This is a genomic window from Streptomyces sp. NPDC059718 (assembly GCF_042733315.1).
Taxonomy (GTDB): Bacteria; Actinomycetota; Actinomycetes; order Streptomycetales; family Streptomycetaceae; genus Actinacidiphila.
Window position 1 is genome coordinate 1 of sequence record NZ_JBHWGA010000023.1, and the last position, 15,672, is coordinate 15,672.

Annotated in this window: 13 protein-coding genes; all 13 read right to left on the reverse strand. The window is 72.7% G+C overall.

The genetic code is table 11. The features are described 5' to 3' along the window. The coding region (locus ACFV3E_RS25030) for a nuclear transport factor 2 family protein (protein WP_500536674.1) at positions 1 to 309 on the reverse strand (309 nt) is incomplete at its 3' end. A 119-nt stretch (positions 310 to 428) separates the two neighbouring features. Next, positions 429 to 1,334 (reverse strand): SDR family NAD(P)-dependent oxidoreductase, encoded by a 906-nt coding sequence (locus ACFV3E_RS25035; protein ID WP_500536675.1) that lies wholly within the window; start codon positions 1,332 to 1,334, stop codon positions 429 to 431. 211 nt (positions 1,335 to 1,545) lie between these two features. Next, entirely contained in the window at positions 1,546 to 2,289 is a 744-nt protein-coding gene (locus ACFV3E_RS25040) for an SDR family oxidoreductase (RefSeq protein WP_500536676.1), read from the reverse strand. 238 nt (positions 2,290 to 2,527) lie between these two features. Continuing rightward, on the reverse strand, positions 2,528 to 2,764 hold the full coding sequence (locus ACFV3E_RS25045; RefSeq protein ID WP_500536677.1) for a hypothetical protein: 237 nt from the start codon (positions 2,762 to 2,764) through the stop codon (positions 2,528 to 2,530). Between the two features lie 545 nt (positions 2,765 to 3,309). Then, positions 3,310 to 4,359, reverse strand: coding sequence for a sugar phosphate isomerase/epimerase family protein (locus ACFV3E_RS25050; RefSeq protein ID WP_500536678.1), 1,050 nt, complete (start codon positions 4,357 to 4,359; stop codon positions 3,310 to 3,312). A 34-nt stretch (positions 4,360 to 4,393) separates the two neighbouring features. Then, positions 4,394 to 5,782, reverse strand: a complete 1,389-nt coding sequence (locus ACFV3E_RS25055; RefSeq protein WP_500536679.1) for an alkaline phosphatase family protein — start codon at positions 5,780 to 5,782, stop codon at positions 4,394 to 4,396. Next, positions 5,779 to 6,948, reverse strand: a complete 1,170-nt coding sequence (gene eboE / locus ACFV3E_RS25060) for a metabolite traffic protein EboE (protein WP_500363133.1) — start codon at positions 6,946 to 6,948, stop codon at positions 5,779 to 5,781. Before eboE ends, ACFV3E_RS25055 begins: the two co-directional genes overlap by 4 nt. A 13-nt stretch (positions 6,949 to 6,961) precedes the next feature. Next, positions 6,962 to 7,810 carry a TatD family hydrolase gene (locus ACFV3E_RS25065; protein ID WP_499515846.1) on the reverse strand — a complete coding sequence of 283 codons (849 nt, stop codon included), beginning with the start codon at positions 7,808 to 7,810 and terminating at the stop codon, positions 6,962 to 6,964. After that, positions 7,810 to 8,445 (reverse strand): EboA domain-containing protein, encoded by a 636-nt coding sequence (locus ACFV3E_RS25070; protein ID WP_500536680.1) that lies wholly within the window; start codon positions 8,443 to 8,445, stop codon positions 7,810 to 7,812. The genes ACFV3E_RS25065 and ACFV3E_RS25070 overlap by 1 nt, the downstream gene beginning before the upstream one ends. Then, the gene (locus tag ACFV3E_RS25075) at positions 8,442 to 9,299 is read right to left on the reverse strand and encodes a sugar phosphate isomerase/epimerase family protein (RefSeq protein WP_500536681.1); all 858 of its coding nucleotides are present in this window, start codon (positions 9,297 to 9,299) and stop codon (positions 8,442 to 8,444) included. The genes ACFV3E_RS25070 and ACFV3E_RS25075 overlap by 4 nt, the downstream gene beginning before the upstream one ends. Continuing rightward, a complete protein-coding gene (locus ACFV3E_RS25080) occupies positions 9,296 to 10,522 on the reverse strand; it encodes an SCO3242 family prenyltransferase (RefSeq protein ID WP_500536682.1) in 1,227 nt (408 codons plus the stop codon). Before ACFV3E_RS25080 ends, ACFV3E_RS25075 begins: the two co-directional genes overlap by 4 nt. Then, positions 10,519 to 11,673 (reverse strand): inositol-3-phosphate synthase, encoded by a 1,155-nt coding sequence (locus ACFV3E_RS25085; protein ID WP_500536683.1) that lies wholly within the window; start codon positions 11,671 to 11,673, stop codon positions 10,519 to 10,521. The genes ACFV3E_RS25080 and ACFV3E_RS25085 overlap by 4 nt, the downstream gene beginning before the upstream one ends. 93 nt (positions 11,674 to 11,766) lie before the next feature. After that, the gene (locus ACFV3E_RS25090) at positions 11,767 to 15,486 is read right to left on the reverse strand and encodes a ThuA domain-containing protein (protein WP_500536684.1); all 3,720 of its coding nucleotides are present in this window, start codon (positions 15,484 to 15,486) and stop codon (positions 11,767 to 11,769) included. Positions 15,487 to 15,672 lie beyond the last annotated feature (186 nt).

Consider the following 15,672-nt stretch of genomic DNA (forward strand, 5'->3'; position numbering starts at 1 on the left):
CCTGTCGCCCTCGACGGTGAAGGCGAAGTCCGACGGGCCGTTGAATCCGTCGCCGCCGACCTGGGCGGAGACGATCACCTGGTCCCCCCGCCGGGTCACCGCGGTGACCTTCAGGGAGACCTTGACGCCGATGAACTCGCGGTCGCTCCATCCCTCGACCGCTTCACGGCCCTCGAAGCGGCGGCCCCAGTCGTCCACCGCGCCGTGCTCGGTGAACTGGTCGAGGAAGGCCTCGGTGTCATGGGCGTTCGCCGCGGCGACGGCACGCCGAACGGGCTCGGGAAGCTCGGGAAACTCGAAGGTGGTCATGATGGTTCTCCTTCTCGGTACCTCCCGGCGCCCCCGCCCCGAAGGGTCCGGTGCGCCGGCAGGCCGGGGCGGGTCGCTGCGGGATCGGTCGACTGTCGGGCCGGTCGACTGCGGGTCCGTCAGGCTTCGGCGCGCGGGCCGAGCAGGTCGTCCAGGCCGATCCGGTGGTAGAAGTCCTGGCGGATGCGGTCGGCGACCACGGAGACGGCCTCCGAGCCGTCGTCGGCGGGGTCGATGTGGGTACGGAACGGCCGCTTGCCGGCGGGGAGCCCGACGACGCGGACGATCTCGCGCGCCACTTCCGCCACGTCGGCGTCGGCCGGGGTGATGGCGGCCAGGGCGCGGCCGACCTGCTCGGTCAGGCCCTCGTAGCGTGTCTCGTAGGCCGCGACGGTGCCGGTGTCGGCGGGGTGGCCCGCGTTGGCGAAGTGGTTCGTACCGGAGGTGAAGGCGCCGGGGACGACGATGGAGGTGTCGATGCCGAAGCGGGCGACCTCGGCGGCGTAGCTGACGGCGACGGCGTCCATGGCGGCCTTCGCAGCGAAGTACGGGGCCAGGTAGGGCGGGGTGCCGCCGCGGGTGCTGCTGGATCCGACCCAGAGCAGCAGACCCTGTCCCTGCGCCCGCAGGTGGGGTAGTGCGGCGCGGTTCACCCGCTGGGTGCCCAGCACATTGGTGTCGTAGACCGCGGCCATCTCCTCCGGGGTGAAGGCCTCGGTGGGGCCGAGCACCATGTGGCCCGCGTTGTGGACCAGGACGTCCAGCCGGCCGGCCTCGCTCAGGACGGTGGCGACGGCGCGGTCCGCGCTGTCCTGCGACAGCACGTCGAGCTCGACGACCCGCAGGTCTATGCCCTCGCGGGCGGCCCGTTCACGTACCTCCGCCGCACGCTCGGCGTTGCGGCCGGATATGTCGCGCATGCTCGCGTAGACCGTGTGGCCCGCGGAGGCCAGGGCGTGGGCGGCCAGCGCGCCGAATCCGGAGCTCGCACCGGTGACCAGGACGACGGAGGACACGGGGGACATGACGGATCTCCTTGGGCTGATGGGGACCGGTCCCGGCGGCTGTGGCGTCCGGGTCCCGGGTCGGGGTGGGGTGGCGCGAGGTGGGGGATCTGCAGGGGGCAGGATGCGGTCGAGGCGCGGGGGAGGCGGGCGGGTCGAGGACCCGGCGTCCGGCGGACGGACCCGCGGTGCGGTGCCCGGAGGGGCCGCGCGCACGGGCGCGGCCGGCTGGTCAGGCCGCTCCGCCGTTGGCGAAGATCGTCTGACCGTTGATCCAGCGACCGGGGCCGGCCAGGAAGGAGACGATCTCGGCGACGTCCTGCGGGGAGCCGAGGCGCTCGAGGGGGTTCAGCTTCGCGAACCGCTCTATCGTCGCCTCGTCCTTGCCGTTGAGGAACAGGTCGGTGGCGACCGGGCCGGGCGCGACGGCGTTCACGGTGATGTCGCGGCCGCGCAGCTCCCGGGCCAGGATCAGGCTGATGGCCTCGACCGCCCCCTTCGACGCGGCGTACGCCGCGTAGGTCGGCGTGGCGATCCGGGTCTGGGACGAGGACACGTTGATCACGGCGCCGCCCTCGCGGAGCCTGCGGGCGGCCTGCTGGTTGACCACGAAGGTGCCGCGGATGTTGGTGCGGTGCATGCGGTCGAGGGCGTCGAGGTCGAAGTCCGCCACCGTGTTCAGGATCATGAGGCCGGCCGAGTTGACCACGACGTCCACACCGCCGAACTCCCGCTCCGCGGCGTCGAAGAGCTCCTGGACCGCCTTCTCGTCGGCGACGTCGGCCCGTACCGCGAGGCCGGAACCGCCGATGGCCGCGATCTGGGTGACGGTCGCGTCGGCGTCGGCCTGGTTGCCGGCGTAGGCGACGACGACCGCCTGGCCGTCGGCGGCCAGGCGCAGCGCGACCTCGCGGCCGATGCCGCGGGAGCCGCCCGTGACGATCGCGACGCGGCGGGTGGTGGTGGTCTCGGTCATGGCGGTCTCCTGATCATGCGAGGGGGGCGACTCCTTCCGTCACCCCGCTTCCGCTGATAACAGTGCCACGTTATCGACGGAAACGCAAGCGTCGATAACGCCGACGCGTTATCGCCGTTCACATGGGAGTCCGCGGCCGTGCACCGCCCCATACGCGCGGGGGCCGCCGCCCCTGTGCGGGGGCGGCGGCCCGGTGAACCGACGGCCGTCACGCGTGGGCGTTCAGGCCGACCGGAGGTCAGCGGTAGCGACCACCGAAGAAGAAGGGGTCGAAGAGGTAGGGCCCGAAGAGGTACGAGCCGAAGAAGCCGTGGTCGAAGCGGTAGGAGTCACGGTGGTGGCCGCGGCCGCCGTGACCACGGTCGTAGCCGCCGCGACCGTGGTCGCCCGTGACGTGGGTTCCCTTGGTGCTGGCGAGGTCCGGGGTGGCGGCGCCGGCAGCAGTGGCACCACCCAGCAGAACGACAGAGGCCACGCCGACAGCGGCCACAAAACGGGAAACGCGCATACTGACTCTCCTGTCTCGGCGGGCACCGTGGCGATGCCCGCAAGGTTCCGACATGGAGAGCCTGCGTCGAGGACATCCGCGCCGCACGACGGAATTCCGTCACGCTCCGTCACGCGACGCGGCGTCAGGTACGGCGAACGGTGGACACGGGACAGCGCGCACAACGCCGAATGCCTGATGATCACGGGTCCGACGGGACCTCAACCGTTCCGCGACGCACCGTAATCACGAACCGTCACGTCCGGACCTCCCGACGGGTGAATCCTCGTCACCGACAACGTACGCCAACACGGCCACCCGCCCTCCGGGGCGACCGCGCCGACAGCGGGGCCGGAGCGGTACGGAACCGCTCCGTCCCTGGTCACAGGCTCGCGCACCGCTGCCGCCGCGGGGCTGCCCGAAGTCGCGGCGACGCGCAAGCCCGGCCCCTCGCCGGAAGACGAAGGGCCCCGGCCCGCCCGGGCGGCGGGCACGGGACCCAGACGGAGCGTCAGATCGGGACCGACGCGACGTCAGCAGTCCTTCTCGCGCAGCGAGTGCAGGTACGCGCTCGACCTGCGGGCGAAGCTGAAGGAATCGGCCGGTGTGTCGTGCTCCGTCTGCCAGTGGTGGTCGAGACGGCCGCCGTGCGTGCGCGTCACCGCCGAGATGAACCGCTGGTAGTCGATGTCGCCGTCGCCGACGTCGACCATGCGGTAGCCGTCGCCGGCGGTGTCGTCGCGCTCACCGTCCTTGACGTGGAAGAGCGGGTAGCGGTCGGGCTGCTTGAGGACGTAGCGCAGCGGGTCGAAGGGGGCGGGGGTGCCGTCGGCCCGCTTGGAGAAACGGAACTGGCCGGCGTAGGCCCAGTAGATGTCCATCTCCAGGTAGACCAGGTCGGGGTCGGTCTCGGCGAGCAGGACGTCGTACAGCCGCACGTTCGGGCGGTCGGTCGCGAAGGAGAACTCGTCCGCGTGGTTGTGCTGGTAGAACTTCATGCCGCGGGCCTTGGCGGCGGCGCCGTACGCGTTGAACTCCTCGGCGCAGCGCTTCCAGCCGTCGACGGTGCTGCCGTACCGCCAGGGGCCGGAGGCGGTGCCGATGTGCTTCAGCCCGAGGGCCTCGGCGTCGTCGAGGACCTTGGTCAGGTTCTGCGCGAAGGTGTAGGCGCCCGGGTCGCCGTCGTTGTAGTAGCCGACGTGGCTGCCGATGGCGCGCAGTCCGTGGTCACGGGCGAGCCGGCGCAGCTGGGCGAGCGTGATGGCGCCGGCGGAGCCCTGGGTGTAGCCGGCGTACTCGATCTCGTCGTAGCCGTACTTCTGGAGTTCGGCGAAGACGGGGGCGAAGCCGAGGGTGGAGACCTTGTCGCGCAGCGAGTACAGCTGGATGCCGAGGCGGCCCGGAGGCAGGACGGGGCGGCCGTGGCCCTTGCCGTGTGCCTTGTCGTGGGCGCCGGCCGTGGGGGCGGTCACGCCGAGCAGCGCGGCGGCGGTGGCCCCCGCGGCGACGCCGAGCATGCCGCGTCTGCTGAGCTTGCGGCTGAGCTCCGGGTCGGGGGTGCTGTTACGACGCGTGCTGGTCATTGTGGATAACTCCTTGGCGTCGGTGATGTGTGGTTCAGTGGAGTCCTGCCAGGCGCAGGAGCAGGGACTTCACTTCGGTGGCCGCGACGCGGCCGCCGACGGCACGGGGGATGGAGCAGAGGATGAGCGGACCTTCTTCGTCGCTCGTCGGGAGGCGGCCGTGGCTGCCTCGAATAGGCGAGGGGTCGAGCGGCACGACCGCCATGCGGTAGCGCATGCCGAGCTTCTTGCGGGCCAGGGCCGTGGCGGCCTTGACGCGGACGTAGGGGTCCGCGGGGTCCATGAACAGCTCGACGGGGTCGTAACCGGGTTTGCGGTGGATCTCGACGAGCCGGGCGAAGTCGGGTGCCCTGTCGTCGTCGAGCCAGTAGTAGTACGTGAACCAGGCGTCCGGGTCCGCCACGGCGACGAGCTCGCCGGAGCGCGGATGGTCCAGACCGTGGCGCTTCTTGCCCTCGTCGTCGAGGAGTTCGGCGACGCCGGGCAGGGCGGCGAGGACCTTGCGGGTGGCTTCGAGGTCCTCGGGACGGCGCACGTACACGTGGGCGATCTGGTGGTCGGCGACCGCGAACGCGCGGGAGGCCATCGCGTCGAGGTACTCCATCCCGTCCTGGGTGTGGACCTCCAGCAGCCCGGCGCGCCGCAGCTCGCGGTTGATGTCGACGGGCCGGCTGACCGGCGTGATGGCGTACTCGGAGAGCGCCACCACCGTGCGGCCCTCCCGGCGTGCGTCGTCGAGGAGCGGGGCCAGGGCCTCGTCCAGCTCGGTGGCCGCGCGGCGGGAGCGGGGGTCGTCCGGGCCGAACCGCTGCAGGTCGTAGTCGAGGTGCGGGAGGTAGCAGAGGGCGAGGTCGGGTGTGCGGGTGCGCAGGATGTGCCGGGTGGCGTCGATGATCCAGCGGCTGGAGACGATGTCGGCGCCGGGGCCCCAGAAGTGGAAGAGGGGGAAGGTCCCGAAGGCGTCGGTGAGCTCGTCGTGGAGCTCGGGGGGCCTGGTGTAGCAGTCGGGCTCCTTGCGGCCGTCCGCGTAGTAGACGGGGCGTGGGGTGACCGTGACATCGGTGTCGGCGCCCATGGCGTACCACCAGCAGATGTTGGCCACGGTGTAGCCCGGGTGGGCACGGCGGGCGGCGTCCCACAGCTTGTCGCCCGCGACGAGACCGTTGTGCTGACGCCACAGCAGGACGTCGCCGAGTTCGCGGAAGTACCAGCCGTTGCCGACGATGCCGTGCCCGGCGGGCGGCGCACCGGTGAGGAAGGTGGACTGGGCGGCGCAGGTCACGGCGGGCAGGACGGTGCCGAGCGGGGCCTGTGAGCCGCTGTCGGCGAGCCGCCTCAGATGCGGCATGTGGTCCAGGAGCCGGGGGGTGAGGCCGACGACGTCGAGGACGAGGAGGGGGGCCGGCCCGGCGGTGTCGGTCATGGGAGTTCCTTCAGGCCGAGGTCGTGGAGAAGGTCGCGGGCCAGACCGAGTTCCGCGGCGATGCCGTCGGCGAGCTGGGCGCGGGTGCGTGGGCGCAGCTCGGCGGGGAGGGCCTGCCAGGTGTAGGTCTCGACCTCGAGGTGGTGGGTCAGCGGGGACGGGCCGCCGACGAGGCGGGCGAGGGCGTCCTTCAGGACGGGCACGGTGGAGGTGAGCGGAGGCGCCGGCGGTGCGTGCAGCGGCACGTGGAAGTGGGCGCGCCAGGGCGCGCCGGTGGGGAGCGGCCCCTCGGTGAGCGCCTGGTGGAGGTCGTCGGTGCCGTGCAGGCCGCCGGCGGTGCGGGCGCGCGTCTGGTGGAGGAAGCGGGGCTCGGAGAAGGCGGCGAGCGCGTCGCGCACGTCCTGCAGGTGCGGGTGTTCGGCGTGCAGAGCGGCGGAGAGCTGGACCTTGGGGATGGTGATGCCCGCCGCGGTCAGCGCGTCCAGCGCGGCGGCGGGTTCTTCGAAGGAGGTGGCGAGATGGCAGGTGTCGACGCATACGCCGATGCGGGGGTGGGCGATCGCCGTGAGGGGCTCTATCGCGTCCGCGGTGGTCTCGACGATGCAGCCCGGTTCGGGTTCCAGGGCGATCCTGATGGACTTGCCGGTGAGTTCGGCCAGCGCGTCGAGCCGTCCGGCGAGGGTGGTGAGGGCGGTCCTGGCGCTGCGTGCGGCGCGGTCGTCCCAGAGGGTGCGCCAGGCGAGCGGGAGGGTGGAGATCGATCCTTCGGTGACGTCGGCGGGGAGCAGGGCGGCGAGGAGGTCGGCGAGGCCGCTGGTGTAGGCGAGCCGCTCGGGCTCGGTCCAGTCCGGCCGGTAGACCCGGTACTTGACCTCGGCGGCGCCGAAGCCCTGGTAGGGGAAGCCGTTGAGGGTGACGACCTCGAGGCCGCGGCGGTCGAGTGCGGTGCGCAGCCCGCGCAGGGCCGCCGGATCGGTGTGGAGGGCGCGCGCGGCGTCCTTGGCGAGCCACAGACCGATGCCGAGGCGGTCCCGGCCCAGCCGTTTGCGGACGGGTTCGCAGTGGTCGCGGAGCTGCGAGAGGACTCCGTCGAGCGTCTCCGCGGGATGGACGTTGGTGCAGTAGGCCAGGTGGACGACGGAGCCGTCGGGGTGCCGGAAGCGCATGGGTACCGCCTCCTCATTCCCCGCCGCGGAGGATGGAGTTGCCCTCGTGCAGGTCCGCGGGGGCGGGGACGTCGAGCTGCAGCTTGCCGCTGCGGCCGTAGAAGGCGACGGGGTTGCGCCACAGGACCTGGTCGACGTCGTCGTCGGTGAAGCCGGCGGCGAGCATCGCGTCCGCGGTCCTGCGGGTCTTGAGGGGGTCGCTCTTCCCCCAGTCGGCCGCCGAGTTGACCAGCGTCTTCTCGGTGCCGTAGGCCTTCAGCACGGCGACCATGCGGTCCTCGTCCATCTTGGTGTCGGGGTAGATGGAGAAGCCCAGCCAGCAGCCGCTGTCGGCGGCCTCCTTCACCGTGGTCTCGTTCAGGTGGTCGAGCAGGACGTGCTCGGGGTCGAGCGCGGACTCGCGGACGACGTCGATGGTGCGGCGCATCCCGGTGAGCTTGTCGCGGTGCGGGGTGTGGACGAGGGCGGGCAGTCCGTGGTCGGCGGCGAGCTGGAGCTGGGTGGCGAGGGCGGTGTCCTCGGCGGGGGTCATCGAGTCGTAGCCGATCTCGCCGACGGCGACGACGTTGTCCTTGACGAGGAAGCGGGGCAGGGCGTCGAGGACGGGGAGGCAGCGCGGGTCGTTCGCCTCCTTGGGGTTCAGGGCGACGGTGCAGTGGTGGGCGATGCCGTACTGCGCGGCGCGGAAGGGTTCCCAGCCCAGGAGGGAGTCGAAGTAGTCGAAGAAGGACTCGGGGCAGGTACGGGGCTGACCGAGCCAGAAGGAGGGTTCGACCAGGGCGCGGACACCGGCGGCGTACATGGCCTCGTAGTCGTCCGTGGTGCGGGAGGTCATGTGGATGTGGGGGTCGAAGATGCGCATCAGGACTCCTCCGTCCGGGACGTCAGGGCGAGGACACGGTGGAGATCCGCGGGGACGGGCCGGCCCGCGGCGGTGCGTTCGGCCGCGTAGTCGCCGAGCATGCGGGCCAGTTCCGCGTCGCCGCGTGCCCGGTGCTCGAGCCGGGCGGCCGCGTCCACCGGCACCCCGGTGAACAGGCACTTGAGGAGGGCGTGGCGCCAGGTGTGCGGGTCGAGGTGCTCCGCGGCGTAGGGGCCGACGGCGGCGGCGACGAGCCGCGTGTCGTTGGTGCGCAGGGCGTCCTCGACGAGGGGCACCCCGTCGGCGGGGGCCGGCGCGAGGTGCGGCAGCGCGAGGAGGACGGCGCGGCGCTCCGCGGCGGTGCCCTGCCGGTACAGGCGGGTCAGGGTGGCGGCGTCGGCCCGGGCCTCCCGTAGGAGCAGCAAGCGGGCGGCGTCGGCGTGCTCCTGGCCGCAGTGGCGGCCCGCGGAGGCGAAGCGCTGTTCCCAGGCGGGCACGGCGGAGGGTGTGGTGGGGGTGTCGTCGTCCGTGGTGCCGTCGCGGGCGGCTCCGGCTTCGGCGAGGGCCGTGTCGAGCCAGGCACCGGCGGCGTCGCCGAGCCGGCCGTGGAGGCCCTCGCGAGTGGGTGTCGTCATGCCGTGGCTCCGTTCGTGGGGGTGTGGGAGCGCAGGAAGTCGAGGGAGGTGCGGGCGAGTTCGGGTCCGGCGTGGGAGTGGCGGGGAAGTTCGACGACGGTCAGGCCCTCGTAGCCGGTGTCCGTCAGGGCCTGGAGGACGGGCGCGAAGTCGATCTCCCCGTCGCCGAAGGGGAGGTGTTCGTGGACGCCGCGGCGCATGTCCTCGATCTGGACGTGGCGAAGCCAAGGGGCGGCCTGTTTGACGCAGTCGGCGGGGGGCGCCGGTTCCAGGCACTGGCAGTGGCCGATGTCGAGGGTGAGTCCGAGGGGTTCGGGATCGCCGAGCAGGCCGCGCAGGTGGTGGAAGTCGTCGAGGCACGCGAGGAGGTGACCGGGCTCGGGCTCGACCGCGAGCGGGATTCCGGCGGTGGACGCCGCGTCCAGGACGGGTGCGAGGGCGCCTTCGAGCCGCTGCCAGGCGGTGGCGGACGACGTGCCGGCGGGCGTGATCCCGCTGAAGCAGTGCACGGCGTGGGCCCCGAGGTCGGCGGCGACCTGGAGGGCGCGTACGAGCAGCCGGGTGCGCGCGGCGCGGGCGTCGGCGTCCGGGTCGAGGAGGGAGGGACCGTGCTTGCGCCGCGGGTCGAGGACGTAGCGGGCGCCGGTCTCGACGGTGACCTCGAGGCCGAGGGCGGACAGCCGTCCCGCGAGGCGGCGGGTGCGGGCGGCGAGGTCGGGTGCCAGCGGGTCCAGGTGCATGTGGTCGAGGGTGAGTCCGACGCCGTCGTAGCCCAGGTCGGCGAGGAGGGCGAGGGCGTCGTCGAGCCGGAGGTCGGTGAGGCCGTTGGTTCCGTAGCCGAGGCGCAGGCTCATGTGGGGCTCACCTTCCTGGCGACCCGGCGGGCGACGGGGCCGAGGGCGAGGACGACCACCGCGGATGCTCCCGAGCCTGAGCGGGCCGCAAGGGCGGCCTGCAACGGGATCATGGCGCGGATCCCGCCGCCGACCGCGCGCTGGGTGAGCTGTGGTGACGGGTTGAGAGCCGCGTGCAGGAAGGGGGTGAGCGCGGTGCCGGCGTAGGCGGCGGAAGCCAGTGCCGTCATGACGGGGGGCAGAGCCGGTGGTTGCTCCGTCCGCGGGGCCGGTCGCCCGCGCCGGCCACCGCCCGCCCCGTGCCGGGCGGTGGCCGACGGCGGGCGTGCCGAGGCGCGCAGCCGGTGCAGCGTCCGGGCGGCGTCGGCCGTGACGGCGGCGATCGCCGTGGTCGTGACCAGCGCGGCGAGCGGCGCCCTGCTGGAGCCGCCCCGCGTCTCGTTGCGGGAGACAGTGGTGACCGCGTAGGTGTGCGCGCCGAGCAGGGCGGCGTGGGGCAGCGCGGCGGCGAGCGCCCGGGGACGGGTGGCCGTCGCACCGAGCACGAGGTCGAGGGCGCGTGCCGTGGCCATGGCGGCCGGTCCCGCCGCCGTGTGCTTCAGGCGCAGGTCGTACGCCCAGACCGTCGCCGCGAGGGTGGTGGCGAGGGCGAGCGGGGCGCGTCCCGCGCGGGCCGCGAGCGCCAGGCCGGCCGCGGTGAGCGCCCCGGCGGCCGTCAGGGCGGCGGCCGGGCTGATCCGGCCGGAGGGGAGGGGGCGGTGGGGGCGGTCGACGGCGTCCTCGGCGCGGTCGGCCCAGTCGTTGAGGGCCATGCCCGCGTGGTAGAGGCACAGCGAGCTGCCGATGGCGAGCAACGTGCCGCGACGGGGACCGCGTCCGGTCGCGGCGGCGCCCGCGAGGGCGTCGCCCGGGACGGTGAACAGGGCGGAGACGCGGAAGAGTTCGGCCCAGTCCCACAGCCGCGCGGCCGGTGCGGGCCGTCCGGCCTCGGCGCCGTCGGCGTCGTCGGCCTTCCCGGGCCCGGCGGGCCGGGCGCCGCCGGACCCGCCCGGGGCGGCCCCCTCCTCCGCCCCGGGCCGGTGCGTGCCGCGGGCCGCCCCGGCCCGTGGGACGGTGTCGTGCACCGTGCCGCGCGGTGGGCGGCGCGCGGCGAACGCCGTCACGACGCCGAGGGCCGCCACGACGGCCAGGGCTCGCAGTCGCCCCGCTCCCGATGCCTTCACCGGGACTCCCCCAGCCTCACGGCGAGGGCCAGCAGCTCCCCGTACTGCTCGGAGAGCGCCGCGGGGGCGCCCGGGTCGGGGTCCTTGAAGTAGAAGCCCAGCTCGGGGAGGGGTCCGCTCAGACCGGCCTCCTGGGCGCGGGCCGCGAAGCGGGCGAGGTCGAGGACGAGCGGGGCGGCGAGCGCGGAGTCGCATCCCTGCCAGGTGGTCTGGAGGACCATGCGGGTGCCGAGGAAGCCGTCGAAGGCGATGTGGTCCCAGGCCGTCTTCCAGTCGCCGAGGGCGGGGACGTCGTCGATGTGCACCTCGCCCTCGGGGGCGGCGCCGAGGGCGTCGGCGAGGACGCGCTCCTTGCCGGCGTTCTTCGCCGCGGCCGCCGCGGGGTCGGCGAGGACCGCCCCGTCGCCGCCGCCGAGCAGGTTGGTGCCGGACCAGGCCCGTACCGACAGGGCGCGTTGCACGAACATCGGGGCGAGGACGGAGCGGAGCAGGGTCTGCCCCGTCTTGCCGTCCCGTCCCGCGTGAGGCAGGCCGCGGGCGGAGGCCGCCTCGGCGAGGTCCCGGGTCCGTATCCCGGTGGAAGGGGTGAAGTTCACGTAGGCGCATCCGGCCTCGATCGCCGCCGCCGCGTAGAGGGAGCTCGCCGGGAGGCGGTCGCTCCCGGGCTCGGGAACGGGCTCGGTGGAGGCGACGTTGACGACGACGGTCCGCGCCAGGTCGTGGCGGTGGGTGAAGGCGGTGATGTCCGCCGCGAACGCCGCGATCAGCTCCTCGTCACCGCGGGTGTCCCCGGGGAGCGGGCCGCCGGTGCGGATCTCGGCGTCGGCGGCGGCGAGTTCGGCGCGGAGCGCGGCCGGCAGGCCGTGCGGCAGCACGCCGCCCTCCGCGAGCTGTTCGGCCCGCTTGCCCAGCGGGCAGGCGGCCGTGTCGTGGCCGCCGAAGACCAGGGAAGTAAGCGGTGGGAGGCCGGCCGCGGCGAAGGGAGCGGTCTCGCTCACCATGCCCGTCGCGGGGTGGAGCCCGGCGGTGATCGCCGCGCATCCCGCGACGGCGGTGGTGGCGACGGAGCCACGGGCTCCGATGAGCCACACTCCGGTGCGCGCGGGTGACTGGTGGTCCGATGCCGGTGCCGGTGCCGGGGGGTTCGTCACGGCTGCCTCCCTGGTGCGAGTGGTGGGGGCGGCGGGCGGGGGCACGGCGTCTCCCCGCCCGCCGCCGGCTCGTGGGTGCCGGCAGGGACTGCCCTACGAGGAGGGAAGTTCCTTGATCTGTACGTTCCGGAAGGACACCTGGTCGTCGGCCCCGTGGTTCTGCAGGCCGATGTAGCCGTCCTTCAGGCTGCGGGCGGGGTCGGTGTTGGTGAAGTCGTTGATCTTGACTCCGTTGAGGAAGACCTGGAGCCGTTCACCCTGGACCTTGATCTCGTAGCTGTTCCACTGGCCCGGGGGACGCAGCACCTGGTCGCGGGCCTTGAGGTTGGCCGACTTGAAGCTGTAGACGGAGCCGGTGGTGCGGTCGGGGGCGTCGGAGGCGTCGATCTGGATCTCGTAGCCCTTGTCGACCGCGGACCAGGGGTCGTCGGAGGCCGGGAAGCCCACGAAGACACCGGAGTTGTCGTCGCCGTCCATCTTCCAGTCGAGCTTCAGGGAGTACGCGCCGTACTGCTTGGCCTGGTACCACAGCAGGCCCATGCCGCCCTCGGTGCGCAGTTCACCGTCGACGACGTTGAACTTGCCGGGGCCCGCCTGCTTCCAGCCCTCCGAGGTGTGCCCGTTGAACAGGTCCCGGTAGCCCGTCTGCGGCTTGCAGTCGGCCTTGACCTGTCCGACGGCGTAGCGCAGTCCGCCCAGGAGGTGCTGGCGGAAGGCCGGCTCGGCGTAGGACTCCTTGGTGTGCCCGAGACCGGTGTAGAAGGAGCGGCCGGACTGGTAGGTCTGGCACCACGCGATCGGGTGGTCGCCCTTCATCGTGCCGCCCTGGTAGGTGGTCTCGTCCAGGGTGGCGAGGACGCGGGCCTGGCCGCGCGGGTTGGTGCGGTAGTTGTACCACTCGTCGGTGCGCTCCCAGCCGGCCTCGTCGAGGTGCGCGGTGGCCGGGTGGTCGTGGTCCTCGGCACGGACGGTGGCCTTCTGGATCTGCGGGTGCCCCTGGAAGTAGGCGCCGACGAGACCGCCGTAGAAGGGCCAGTCGTACTCGGTGTCGGCGGCGGCGTGGACGCCCATGTAGGCGCCCCCGCCCTTGACGTAGTTCTCGAACGCCTGCTGCTGATCGGCGTTGAGGACGTCACCGGTGGTCGACAGGAACACCACCGCGTCGTAGCGCGCCAGGTTGTTGCTGGTGAACTGACGCGGCTCCTCGGTGGCGTCGACGGTGATGTTGGCGGTGGCACCGAGCTCCTTCAGCGCGGCGACGCCGGTGGGGATGGAGTCGTGGCGGAACCCGGCGGTCCTGGAGAAGACCAGGACGCGCTTGGCGGCGCGGTCGGCCGGCACGTTGGAGAGCTCGAAGTCGTCGAGGTCGTAGAGCGCCCCGGAGCCGCCCTTGAAGACCAGGAACAGCTCGGTGGTCTTCTTCGGCACGGCGCGCAGCGGTACGTCGATCTCCTGGAAGGTCTCCCAGCTGCCGGTCACCGGGACGGGGGCGGAGCCCAGGATCGGGCCGGTCGCCGAGCCGGTGCGCACCTCGAGGAAGCCACCGGAGCCTCCGGAGGAGACGCGGGCGGTCAGCCGGACGGAGCCGGTGAGGTTGTAGGGCTTGAAGGAGATCCAGTCGCTGTCGTCGATGTTGCCGACGGTGCGGCCGCCGTGGGCCTCGGCCTTGTCGAACAGGTCGACGCCGGACGAGCCCGTGAAGTGCTCGGCCTGCCGGTGGCGCGGCTGCAGCTGCGCCTGGTCGTGGCCGGCGAGCGCCTCCTGGCCGCCGCCCCCGCCATCGGTGTACTCGGCGTCGATGACACCGAAGATGTTGGCGTTGGGGTCGTGGCCGCCGTCGGCGGAGGTCTTGATCGTGCCGGAGCAGCCGTTGACCGAGGTCACGGGGTGGCCGTGGCTGTCGTGGCCGAGGATGTAGGTGACCTTGACCTTGGAGCAGTCGACGGTCCCGTCCTCGGGGTCGGTGACGGTCACCTTGAACGGGATGTCGTCGCCGAAGCTGAACAGGGCTCCCTCGGCGGGCAGGTCCAGGGTCACCTTGGGCGCGGTGTTGCCGACGACGACGTGCACGCTCGCGGACGCGGTGCGGCCGGTCGGGTCCTTCACGTTGAGGGTCGCGGTGTAGGTGCCGTTCGTGCGGTAGGTGTGCGCGGGGTCGGCCGCGGTGGACGTGCCGCCGTCCCCGAAGTCCCAGCTGTAGGCGAGCGTGTCGCCGTCGGGGTCGGTGGTGCCGGCCGAGGAGAAGGTGACCTTCAGCGGTGCGGTGCCCGAGGTCTTGTTCGCGGACGCCTCGGCGCTCGGGGAGCGGCCGTCGGTGGCGTTCTCGATCCGGTAGAGGGCGGAGTGCTCGTCACCGCCGAACCAGGCGGTGCCGTAGTCGAGGACGTACAGCGCGCCGTCCGGGCCGAACGCCATGTCCATGATCTGCGTGCCGGTCCAGGGCACGTCGTTGATGGACTGGACCGTGCCGTCCTCGCCCTGGTCGATGCGCTTGATCCAGCGGCGCCCGAACTCGCCGGCGAAGAAGTCGCCGTCGTAGGCCTCGGGGAACTTCACCGGGGAGTCCAGTTCGGGGTCGTACCGGTAGACGGGGCCGCCCATCGGGGACTCGGAGCCGGAGCCGAACTCGGGCACGGAACCGCCGTCGTAGGGGATCCACGCGGCCTGCGCGGGCGGCAGGTCGGTCAGGCCCGTGTTGTACGGCGAGTCGTTCTTCGGCGCGGCGCAGTCGAAGGTCGCGCCGGACTGCCCGGTCGCGAAGTCGTAGTCGACGTACGGGTCGTTGTCGCCGGTGCAGAAGGGCCAGCCGAAGTTGCCGGCCTTCGTCACACGGGCGAACTCGACCTGGCCGCCGGGGCCGCGCTTGGGGTCGGCCGCGCCGGCGTCGGGTCCGTAGTCGCCGACGTAGGCGATGCCGGTCTTCTTGTCGACGCTGAAGCGGAACGGGTTGCGGAAGCCCATGGCGTAGATCTCGGGCCGGGTCTTGTCCGTGCCCGGGGCGAAGAGGTTGCCCTCGGGGATCGTGTACGAACCGTCGCCGGCGACCTTGATCCGCAGCAGCTTGCCGCGCAGGTCGTTGGTGTTGCCGGAGGTGCGGCGGGCGTCGTAGGCGGGGTTGCGGCCCGGGCGGTCGTCGATGGGCGCGTAGCCGTCGGAGGCGAAGGGGTTGGAGTCGTCGCCGGTCGACAGGTACAGGTTGCCCTGGGCGTCGAAGTCGATGTCACCGCCGACGTGGCAGCAGATGCCGCGGGTCGTGGCGACGTCGAGGACCTTCTTCTCACTGGCGTTGTCGAGGGTCCAGTCGGCGTTCAGCGTGAAGCGCGAGAGCCGGTTGACGCCGTCGAACTTGGCGAAGTCCTCGGCCGTCCCCTGGTCGGGGGCGTCGCCTGCGGGGGTGTCGAGCGGGGGCGCGTAGTAGAGGAAGATCGCCCGGTTCTCGCTGAAGTCCGGGTCGATGCCGACGCCCTGGAGGCCCTCCTCGTCGTGCGTGTAGACGGGGACCGTTCCGATCACGGTGGTGGTGCCGGCGGCGTCGGTCCTTCGCAGCTCGCCGTCGCGCGAGGTGTGCAGCACGCTGCGGTCGGGAAGGACCGCGAGGGACATGGGCTCGCCCGTCTCGGGCTCCCCCTTGGCGAGGGTGACCTGCTGGAACTCCTCCGCCGCCGCGGCCACGGGCTCCGTATCGAGGGGCCGGGCCGAGGCGCCCAAGGGGGCGGAGATGACGAGGGACGTGGCGGCGAGCAGGCCGCCGGTGAGGAGCGCGAGTCCCTGCCGGAATCGGGTTCTGGATGCTCCGGGCCGTTGTCTGTGCACGTGTGTCCTCCGGGAAGGTCGTACGGGCGGATGCAGCTGCCGTGCGGAAGATCCGGGGACCGGCGTGCGCCGTCACGCTGGTCGGGTGCCGCTCAGGACCGGCCCTGTGTTTCCGGCCTGTGTCCTGTACACCTCAGGGACGGTAGCCGGGTTCGTCCGGAACCGAAAGGCCTTGCGCGGTGAATA

Coding starts and splice junctions, on each gene's coding strand:
- eboE (WP_500363133.1), bottom strand. CDS start 6,948: ATGCGCTTCCGGCACCCCGACGGCTCCGTCGTCCACCTGGCCTACTGC.
- ACFV3E_RS25070 (WP_500536680.1), bottom strand. CDS start 8,445: ATGACGACACCCACTCGCGAGGGCCTCCACGGCCGGCTCGGCGACGCC.
- ACFV3E_RS25055 (WP_500536679.1), bottom strand. CDS start 5,782: ATGACCGACACCGCCGGGCCGGCCCCCCTCCTCGTCCTCGACGTCGTC.
- ACFV3E_RS25050 (WP_500536678.1), bottom strand. CDS start 4,359: ATGACCAGCACGCGTCGTAACAGCACCCCCGACCCGGAGCTCAGCCGC.
- ACFV3E_RS25065 (WP_499515846.1), bottom strand. CDS start 7,810: ATGCGCATCTTCGACCCCCACATCCACATGACCTCCCGCACCACGGAC.
- ACFV3E_RS25035 (WP_500536675.1), bottom strand. CDS start 1,334: ATGTCCCCCGTGTCCTCCGTCGTCCTGGTCACCGGTGCGAGCTCCGGA.
- ACFV3E_RS25040 (WP_500536676.1), bottom strand. CDS start 2,289: ATGACCGAGACCACCACCACCCGCCGCGTCGCGATCGTCACGGGCGGC.
- ACFV3E_RS25075 (WP_500536681.1), bottom strand. CDS start 9,299: ATGAGCCTGCGCCTCGGCTACGGAACCAACGGCCTCACCGACCTCCGG.